Below are 6,979 nucleotides of genomic sequence, written 5' to 3'. Positions count from 1 at the left end.
CGAAACGAATAGGCTTTTTCCATGTCTCACATTTTAGCATATATTTGGTAAATGCGCTAGTATTTAACGGTAAAGCCGTCGTGAAACGACGGGGTTTCAGACCCAAAATTTTCGATGAGCGTTGCGTTCGTGCATTACTTCAAAACCAATGTTAGCGCGGTTGATCACATCCGCCCAAGTTGCGATCTCGCGTAGCGAGCGCGTTGCGACCGCACGTCCCAGGGAATCAATAATCGACTGGTTAAAGTTGAAACCGTTGAGGTTAAAAGCCATGCTTGAGATACCCTGGCCGATAGGGTAGATTAGGAAGACAGCAGTAGCAGCGGATACAGGTGCGGAATAAAATAACTCAGCCAATTAATTGGGTATATATGTAGCAAAGATTACTTTGCAGTATATGTTCAAGTATATTTATAGGCACTGCGATTGTGTCCCTTTTTTGGGTTTATTTATTTCAAAAATTATCTCTTTATTTGTATATTTTTAAACTTGTATAAAATTGATTTAAGTTTTGTAAAAAGTAGTTGACAAAATCCGATCGAGATCAAGGATCACCCTATCCCTAAGGTTGACAAAATATGGTAAAGTAGGCTGAGTAATAAAACTTATCACTAAACTACTATCAGTGACAAGTGCCAAATTTACCACCAGAAGGCTCAATATAACTATGTCCAAACGGTTTAAATTCGACTCCTCCGAGATGATTTATCTCACCGATAAACTGATGAATGCGGCCAGCAATCGTTACTCGATCGTCGTGCAAGTCGCTAGACGGGCCAAACGCGTCCGCTACGATACCGTAGAAAATATCGATGACCCGATGATTAAACCCGTCCAACGGGCCCTGATGGAAATGACCGACGAATTAACCGAACCGGAATTATTACGCGATTAATCCCCTAAAATTGCCTGGAACCCACCCTTACATTTCATCGGGGTTGATACCCAGTGATCTTAGTCTTTCCGCTAGTCGTTGGGCTTTTTGTTCCGCTTCCTCTTTGGCTAAACGTTCTTGCTGGGCGATCAAAAGTACTTGAGCGGCGATCGCCGCAGCTGCCCTCGCCCTTTCCTCTGCGGTTAAATAGCGATTTCCCGATTGATCATAATGATTGCCGGTTCGTCGGGATTGCAATAAATCCCCATATCTACACCAAAATACCAGTCGTCCCGCTCCATCCAAATAAATGCTAATAAACTAAGTAATAGATTGGGAATATCGTTGGTGTAACTGGTTATCCACGGGTGTTTCGTTAGAACAGGGCAATTCTTCGGCACTGGGAAGAAGGCGATTTTTATTGTAGGAAGGTTAACCATAGCGATTGTTTTGACTAGGGAAATTACCAAGTATTCGGTTGAAAGTCAGCATCATTAATAATGGCCACCGTATCCCCGGAGGGTTTAATCACAAATAGTCCTTTTTTATAAGCGTATCGATCGATCCCCTCGTTGATTTCAATTCCCGCCACCGCACCGTAAGCTCGATAGTTTTGATAATGGGGAAAAGCGATTTTAAAACGAGTCAATTTTTCAATAAATTCATCCACATCATCTTTAGATAATCTCGATTTACATTCCACCACCACGAGATCGGTATCATCGACGGCTAGGATATCAATTTCCATCGCGATGCCCTGACGCTTGACTCTAGCGCGGGGATAAACTTCCTTAATATCGATGCCTTTTTCCTGAAAAAGCCGTAAAACCGCAGGTTCTACCAATTCTTCCACAAATCGACCCCAGCGAGTGGTGAGACTATCTACCGCTTTGCTGGTTCGTTCAACCGTCCGTTTCAGTTCTGCCATCGAGCGATCGCTTTCTAGTTTAGATTCGGCGAGGAGGTTCTCTATTTCGACTCTATGGCGATCATATTCCGCCTTGGATTCGGCAGCCCTGCGATCGTATTCCGCCTTAGATTCGGCGGCACGGCGATCATATTCCGCCTTGGATTCGGCGGCACGGCGATCGAACTCCTCGGCGGAAGCGCGGAATAGCTGGTAAATATCCTCAAGGGTTACAGGTTCACTCATAACTTACATCCAAAACACCCACCATCATTTTAGCGATTCGATCGAGAAGCTCGACGAGAGCGAGAGAGCGAAATCGAGAGAAATATTAAGAATTATTGAAAACACTTGACAAATGTGCGGGGGGGGGTACGGTTCTGTTGGTTTTTCTTTTTCCTTTATGACGATTGACCGAGGAGCTTTTTTACTGTGAAACTACCCATTATCGGCATCTTATCGGGGGTTGCCCTCGCGACTCTCGGCGCCTCCGCGGCACGGGCCGTGATCGTCATTCCCCCCACTGGATTAGCACCGGGATCTGAGTATCGCTTGGTGTTTGTTACCTCCGGTACAAGAAATGCGACTTCGAGCAATATCGATATTTACAATACTTTCGTTCAGAATGCGGCGCGAAGCTCTTCTGTTCTCAATACGGCTTTGACTGCGGCGGGATTTGACCCGACTTCGATTACGTGGACGGCGATCGCTTCGACGGGCGCTGTGAATGCCCGATCCAATACTCGGACTCGGGCAACAGATACCTCCCGCCCGATCTATCGTTTGGATGGGGCGCAGGTTGCCACGTCTTATGCGGATATGTGGGAAGGATCGATCGGGGAACCGATCAATCGGACTCAAGAGGATACTGTGATAGAACGGTCCAGGGTCTGGACGGGAACGGGGGGCGGTGGTGAGACTTCTAATCCCTTGGGGGTGTTTGTGGATTTCAATCCAAGGTTTGGGCTAATTGAACGCGGGGATTTGTGGGTGTCCGCAGGAATTGCTTTGCAGTCAGCGGAGCGGTTTTACGGGATCTCGTCGGTGCTGGTGGTTCCCACTGCTCCACCGACGACCACCCCAGAACCCTCTAGCCTTCTCGGTTTTATCACCTTGGGCGGTTTGATGCTAGGAGGTGTCGCCCGGAAGACACGGAAGTAATGCCCGCTTCGGGAGAGGAGGCGAGGGTTTCCTCTCTCGAAGCGGAGGTTTTCGATACTTTATTTGGTATCATCAAGTAAGAGAAGCTTGATTTATGTTGGTACAGAAATGATGAATCAAAAAATTACTGCTATTTTCAATGGAGAAGCTTTTTATCCTACTGAAACCTTTAATCTTAAGCCGAATACTAAAGTAAAATTGACGATTGAAACTCAATTAATTGATGAAGATAAATTGCAAATAATGGCAGATGATCTGGATATTTTAGGAGAAATAGCTACCATTAATCAGGAGTTTATGGTCTCTGAAATGGACGGTTTGTAGAAAATGACTATCGCAAGAGGTGAAATTTATTTCGTTAATCTTAACCCGATTCAAGGAAAAGAGCAAGCAGGAACTAGACCAGTTTTAGTATTATCTATTGATGTTATCAATCAGTTACCCTTAGTGGTGATGGTAGTGGTGGGGACGAAAGGAGAAAATATTCGCCAAGATTATCCGACTAATGTTCGCGTTTCGACTGATGAAAGTGGGCTTCCTTTAGAAACAGTCTTTCTTGGTTTTCAAATTCGTTCAATTGATAAAAATCGCTTCCCCTCCGCACCAGTTGGGAAACTATCCGAAGAAAAAATGCAAGAAATTGAAACGGCAGTCCGATATTGCCTAGGATTGTAAGGAGATTTTATATTTTTGGTACGGCGTTTATCGAAAAAATCGGGTCTAAAACCTCGCCTTAAGGCGAAAAGTTTTTGGAGCGGGGCATAAATCCCCGTTACAAAAACGGCCTCGGAGCCCCCTGCCTCGGAGCCCCCTGCCTTCGTTAATGCAGGAAAGGTTAACCATAGCTCCTGCAAGCGTGGTGTTTGATTGATGCCAATTCTAGCAGATAGCCTCGAGGCGCTTTGACCAAGGCAGTCCCGGCATCGATAACCACAGCGCTCAACTTCCGCGAGAATGCTAATATAAAAAAGCTATTGGCTAATTTTTTCCTATTTTAACTTGCAATATGCTCCCGTCTAATCTCGATCGCATCGTCGAACGCCTCAAACGTCGTACCGATCCTAAGCAAAAATACGAACAATTACTAGCTTTTGCTAAAAAACTAGAACCAATACCAGAATCTGCCAAAATACCCGCTAATAAAGTTCATGGCTGTGTATCCCAAGTTTATATCACTGCCGATCTCGAAAATGGCCAGGTTTGGTACAAAGGGGATTCCGACGCACAATTAGTCAAGGGTTTAGTTGCTTTGTTAATCGAGGGGTTAAATGGACTGACTCCCACAGAAATCCTGCAAGTTACCCCGGATTTTATCGAACAAACCGGTTTAAAAGTCAGTCTTACCCCTTCCCGCGCCAACGGATTTTATAATATTTTCCAATTAATGCAGAAAAAAGCTCTCGGTTTTCAGTTGGGAATGTCCGCTTAGATGTCTAGTTTTCCGGTTCTGGCTCCTTTGATTCGGGAATCTCGCAGTTTTGGAAACGAGTATCCACCAGCGAACGCGTACAGCCCCAATTACTCGGTATTCCCGACGGCCAACCCATCCGCAAAGCTTCCGGACAGATGGCCATCACCGTTAACTGACAGTCAATTAACTGAAAACCCTCTTTCTCACACTGTTTGAGACTGTGTTTGAGGATAGAATCATTGTTAAATTCGATGGTTTTATTGCACTGAATACAGACCAAATGATGATGGTGGTGGGGATAGGGTTGATTGAGTTCGTAGTGTTTATGACCTTCGGCCAATTCCAACTCCCGCAAAATTCCCATCCGCGACATCAGTTTAACACTGCGGTAAATTGTCGATAAACTAATTCCTTCCCCCCTTTTGTCCAGCAATTCCTGCAATTCTTCGGCACTGAGATGATTGCCTTTCGGTAAATTCTGGAAAACGTGCAGAATTTTCTCTCGCTGGGGAGTTAAGCGCCACCCCCGCGCGTTGAGTTCCGCTTTCAGGGAGGAAGCAGTGTAGGCAGACATAAGCGATCAACTCTCAATAAAAGCTATTTAATTGACAATGATAGTCGTTTCGGCGAGCCATTGGCAACAATTTTAAGTAGTTGAAAATTCTCCCCACACTCAAGTATGAAAAATTACTATGAAATCCTGCAAATTCCCCGTCATGCCAGTAATAATCAGATAAAAGCCGCTTTTCGTCGTCTGGCCCGGCAATATCACCCCGATTATAATCCCGATGATCCGGAGGCAGTGACAAAATTTCGGGAAATTGAACAAGCTTATCGGGTTTTGAGCGATAAAGAGAAAAGAAAAGAGTATGATCGCAGTTTATCCCCGGAAATGCCCACTTTTCACCGCAGTGCCGAGGATTTTTATCAACAGGGATGGCACTACGCTCAAGAGAGAAATTATCAACTAGCGATCGCATTTTACCAGCAAGCGATCGCAATTAATCCGCAATTTTGGCAGGCCTATCTGCAACGGGCGGAAGTTTACTACCATAATCAGCAGGATCGGCAAGTTTTAAGCGATTGTCGGCAAGTTTTGCAGTTAAAACCCGATTGTTCCCAAGCTTACTATTACCTCGGTTTATCCCGTCAACGACTCGGTTACACCCAATCTTCCCTAGAAGCTTATGGAAAAGCAATCGCCATTGATCAAAATAATCCCCAATTCTATTATCAAAGAGGATTGGCTCTCGAGGAACTCTCGGAACTGCCAGCAGCACGAAAAGATTTTCAAATAGCGGCCAAAAAATTTAAGCAACAGGGAAATTTTCGCCGCTATCATGCCATTGCCAATAAATTAAGAGACCCTCAGAAAAGTTATCGACAACGGCAATCGATCAAGTGGTCAAAAACTCTTTTTATTGTTTTTAATTTGCTGAAAATCTCTTGCTCATCTTTGCTCAAACCCAAGACCGGTCTAGCAGAGTCTTTTTTAAAGCTTAACCGTAATCAGGCTTTGGCTACGGGTGTATTGGCAGCAATCATCAGCAGTTTTTTCATCGCTTTTACTTGGCAAAACTGGACAGTTAAATCTGATTTTTTGCTGTTATTAGGCTGGGCAGTATTTCCTTTTATTATTCTGACTTTATCTAGTTGGTTAGGCAGAAAATTAAGTAATAAATATGGCAGTCTCACCGGCGATATATTTTTAGGTGGCTTGATAATTTTGCCCTTTTCCCTCGTCATTTTGCTCACTTCCTATTTATCCATAAATGGCGATATTGTCGGCGCAATTATCGGTGTAACCGGCGGTTATCTAACCGGAATGCTCTACTATAGTTATCGCCATTTATCCAACATTCCTTGGCCGATCTCTTTACTTTTAGTCCCTTTTGTGCTAGGGTTTCTTACTGTCAACATCTGGGGAGTTTATTATTATCTCTAAATCTTCCGGGGTATTACAGTTAAATAAAATCTCGGAATTATCGATGATTAATTCCTCCACCACGGAGACATTTAACCATTTTTGAAAAGAAGTTCCCCCTTGCTGAATATAACTCTGCAAAGATTCTAAACAACGACGATGATAGAAACCACAGAGAGGCTCCCAACGAGAGCCGCACCGGGGAACCAAAGCGATGGCATTTTCTGGTACAGTGGCTAAGAATCTTGACCATTCTTGAATAATTGGGGGCGTTAGTAAAGGTAAATCGCAAGGGAGCAATAAAACCCAATCGGTTGATACAAAAGTTAATCCCAAGGCAAAGGCCAATAAAGGCCCCCTAGTGGGGAGATGTTCCCTAATTATCCGGCAGCATTGGGGAATGATAAGTTCATAACGTTCCGGCCAAGGCGTAATCACAGACACTTGTACGGCACAATCTTGGGCAATTAAACAGATATTTTCCAGAAAAGAGACACCCTGAAAAGATAACAAAGCTTTATCTCGTCCCATCCTGGAACTTTGACCACCAGCCAGAATTAACGCCGTTAAAGCGGGAAAATCACTCATCGAAAATTTTGGGTCTGAAACCCCGTCGTTTCACGACGGCTTTACCGTTAAATACTAGCGCATTTACCAAATATATGCTAAAATGTGAGACATGGAAAAAGCCTATTCGTTTCG

At 44.2% G+C, this 6,979-nt stretch carries 9 protein-coding genes and 2 pseudogenes; 6 read left to right on the top strand and 5 right to left on the bottom strand.

From position 1 onward, the window contains the following. Positions 1-96: 96 nt before the first annotated feature. Positions 97-324 (bottom strand): annotated as a pseudogene (locus tag EWV84_RS13875) (hypothetical protein); the annotation flags it as partial. 343 nt (positions 325-667) lie between these two features. On the opposite strand from EWV84_RS13875, the gene EWV84_RS13870 reads away from it, so the two are divergent. Beyond that, the gene (locus EWV84_RS13870; protein ID WP_002761217.1) at positions 668-895 is read left to right on the top strand and encodes a DNA-directed RNA polymerase subunit omega; all 228 of its coding nucleotides are present in this window, start codon (positions 668-670) and stop codon (positions 893-895) included. A gap of 27 nt (positions 896-922) precedes the next feature. On the opposite strand, the pseudogene EWV84_RS13865 reads toward EWV84_RS13870, so the two are convergent. Together EWV84_RS13865 and EWV84_RS13860 are read right to left on the bottom strand one after the other, a co-directional pair. Further along, positions 923-1,264, bottom strand: a pseudogene (locus EWV84_RS13865) (hypothetical protein). Between the two features lie 73 nt (positions 1,265-1,337). Further along, positions 1,338-2,027, bottom strand: coding sequence for a DUF3782 domain-containing protein (locus tag EWV84_RS13860; protein WP_286825254.1), 690 nt, complete (start codon positions 2,025-2,027; stop codon positions 1,338-1,340). 477 nt (positions 2,028-2,504) lie between these two features. Here EWV84_RS13860 and EWV84_RS22915 point away from each other — a divergent pair, with 477 nt between their 5' ends. The 4 genes from EWV84_RS22915 to EWV84_RS13840 all read left to right on the top strand — a co-directional run bounded on the left by EWV84_RS22915 (position 2,505) and on the right by EWV84_RS13840 (position 4,371). Continuing rightward, the gene (locus EWV84_RS22915) at positions 2,505-2,942 is read left to right on the top strand and encodes a PEP-CTERM sorting domain-containing protein (protein ID WP_323801489.1); all 438 of its coding nucleotides are present in this window, start codon (positions 2,505-2,507) and stop codon (positions 2,940-2,942) included. Positions 2,943-3,050: 108 nt separating this feature from the next. After that, positions 3,051-3,266, top strand: a complete 216-nt coding sequence (locus EWV84_RS13850) for a hypothetical protein (RefSeq protein ID WP_287078445.1) — start codon at positions 3,051-3,053, stop codon at positions 3,264-3,266. Positions 3,267-3,269: 3 nt separating this feature from the next. Then, positions 3,270-3,617 (top strand): type II toxin-antitoxin system PemK/MazF family toxin, encoded by a 348-nt coding sequence (locus tag EWV84_RS13845; RefSeq protein ID WP_002790184.1) that lies wholly within the window; start codon positions 3,270-3,272, stop codon positions 3,615-3,617. Between the two features lie 331 nt (positions 3,618-3,948). Beyond that, the gene (locus EWV84_RS13840) at positions 3,949-4,371 is read left to right on the top strand and encodes a SufE family protein (RefSeq protein ID WP_287078442.1); all 423 of its coding nucleotides are present in this window, start codon (positions 3,949-3,951) and stop codon (positions 4,369-4,371) included. 4 nt (positions 4,372-4,375) lie between these two features. Here the strand turns inward: EWV84_RS13840 and EWV84_RS13835 are convergent, their stop codons facing one another. Continuing rightward, complete coding sequence (locus EWV84_RS13835) at positions 4,376-4,927, bottom strand: ferric uptake regulation protein (RefSeq protein WP_002737956.1); 552 nt, start codon at positions 4,925-4,927, stop codon at positions 4,376-4,378. A 105-nt stretch (positions 4,928-5,032) separates the two neighbouring features. On the opposite strand from EWV84_RS13835, the gene EWV84_RS13830 reads away from it, so the two are divergent. Next, positions 5,033-6,298: a J domain-containing protein gene (locus tag EWV84_RS13830; RefSeq protein WP_287078441.1), complete on the top strand. Its 1,266-nt coding sequence runs from the start codon at positions 5,033-5,035 to the stop codon at positions 6,296-6,298. Here EWV84_RS13830 and EWV84_RS13825 read toward each other — a convergent pair. Continuing rightward, entirely contained in the window at positions 6,251-6,865 is a 615-nt protein-coding gene (locus EWV84_RS13825) for a molybdenum cofactor guanylyltransferase (RefSeq protein ID WP_287078440.1), read from the bottom strand. The two genes, EWV84_RS13830 and EWV84_RS13825, sit on opposite strands and share 48 nt — an antisense overlap. Positions 6,866-6,979 lie beyond the last annotated feature (114 nt).

This window comes from Microcystis sp. M_QC_C_20170808_M3Col (genome assembly GCF_007095505.1).
In the GTDB taxonomy this organism is placed as follows: Bacteria; Cyanobacteriota; Cyanobacteriia; order Cyanobacteriales; family Microcystaceae; genus Microcystis.
Note: the sequence above shows the minus strand (reverse complement) of the source record. Positions and strands in the feature narration are given on the sequence as shown.